Source organism: Brevundimonas sp. EAKA, assembly GCF_000698025.1.
Classification (GTDB): domain Bacteria; phylum Pseudomonadota; class Alphaproteobacteria; order Caulobacterales; family Caulobacteraceae; genus Brevundimonas; species Brevundimonas mediterranea_A.
In genome coordinates this window covers 1-1,312 of the sequence record NZ_JMQR01000253.1, presented here as the reverse complement: position 1 = coordinate 1,312, position 1,312 = coordinate 1, and the positions used below count along the sequence as shown (strand labels likewise).

Genomic DNA, 1,312 nt, shown 5'->3' with positions numbered 1-1,312 from the left:
CGACCTTGTCGTCGCGCCTTTGGCAGGCGGCGACGGTGGCCGCGACGGCGACGGACAGCAGCAGGATGCGAACGGAACGGTTCATGGGAGACTCCTTCACAGGCCGATGGATCCGAGGGCGAGGGCGGCCAGCAGGATGAAGCCGGCCTCTCGGTTGGACTTGAACAGTTTCAGCGCCAGGGCGCCGTCGGTGCGGTCGAGGCGGACGACCTGAAGCGCCAGATGGGCGGCGTAGAGGGCCAGGCCCAGCCAAAACAGGGGGCCGAGTCCGGCTGACAGACCGGCCAGGACGGCCAGGACCAGGCTGATGAGATAGAAGACGGCCACGCCGGGGCGGACGGCCGAGGCCAGGCGGCGGGCCGAGGATTTGACCCCGACCATGGCGTCGTCCTCGATGTCTTGCAGGGCGTAGATGGTGTCGTAGCCCAGGGTCCAGAAGACGCCGCCGAGGTAGAGGAGGACGGCGGGCGCCCAGCCGGTGACGTGAATTGCGACGCCGCCGATGCCTGTCGGATAGGCGAGGAAGGCGGGGCTCAGAGTTCCGGCGACCAGCGGGACCGCCGCCGCAAACCCCATCAGGGCGCCCCAGTTGAAGGTCAGGCCCAGCCAGGCCTGGGGCCACCAGGTGATCCGCTTCATGAAGGGATAGGCGGCGACCAGGGCCAGGGAGCCGACGCCGAGGGCAATGGCGACGACGGGCAGGGTCAGCAGGATCAGCAGGCTGATCAGGCTGCAGCCGATCACGAAGGCCCAGGCCTGTTTGACGCTGATCAGGCCGGCGGGGATGGGGCGCAGCGCGGTGCGGGCGACCTGGGCGTCGAAGTCGCGATCGACGATGTCGTTGAAGGCGCAACCGGCGGCGCGCATCAGACAGGCGCCGACGCCGAAACTGACGAACAGCCACAGGTCATAGAGGCCGGGCGCCTGGCGATACTGGGTCAGGGCGAGGGTGACGCCCTGCCAGCCGGGCAGGAGCAGCAGCCAGATGCCGATGGGCCGGTCGAAGCGGCCCAGCTTCAGCCAGGGCTTCAGCCGCTGCGGCGCATGGCGATCCACCCAGTTGGCGCCGGCGTCGGGAAGAGGGGCGGAGGTCATGGGCATGGCTTAGCGGGAATGAAGGGCAGGGTGAAGGCGTGACGAAACGCTCCGTCCGTTCGGCGGAGTTGGAGGCCCTTTGGAAGCGGAGGGCTGGGCGGGGCGCCGGGCCTTCGCCCGGAGTTTAGTGTTCTGAGTACCGTTTCGACGAAGGTTTGACGCCCCGCGCGAATGGTTGGCCTGCAAGCTCGGGGCGCCGAGCGGTGGCGGGGTCCGT

Annotated in this window: 1 protein-coding gene; it reads right to left on the bottom strand. The window is 69.1% G+C overall.

Going from position 1 to position 1,312, the window contains the following annotated elements:
* Positions 1 to 96: 96 nt before the first annotated feature.
* Entirely contained in the window at positions 97 to 1,095 is a 999-nt protein-coding gene (gene ubiA / locus ER13_RS17305) for a 4-hydroxybenzoate octaprenyltransferase (RefSeq protein ID WP_035311401.1), read from the bottom strand.
* Positions 1,096 to 1,312: the final 217 nt, after the last annotated feature.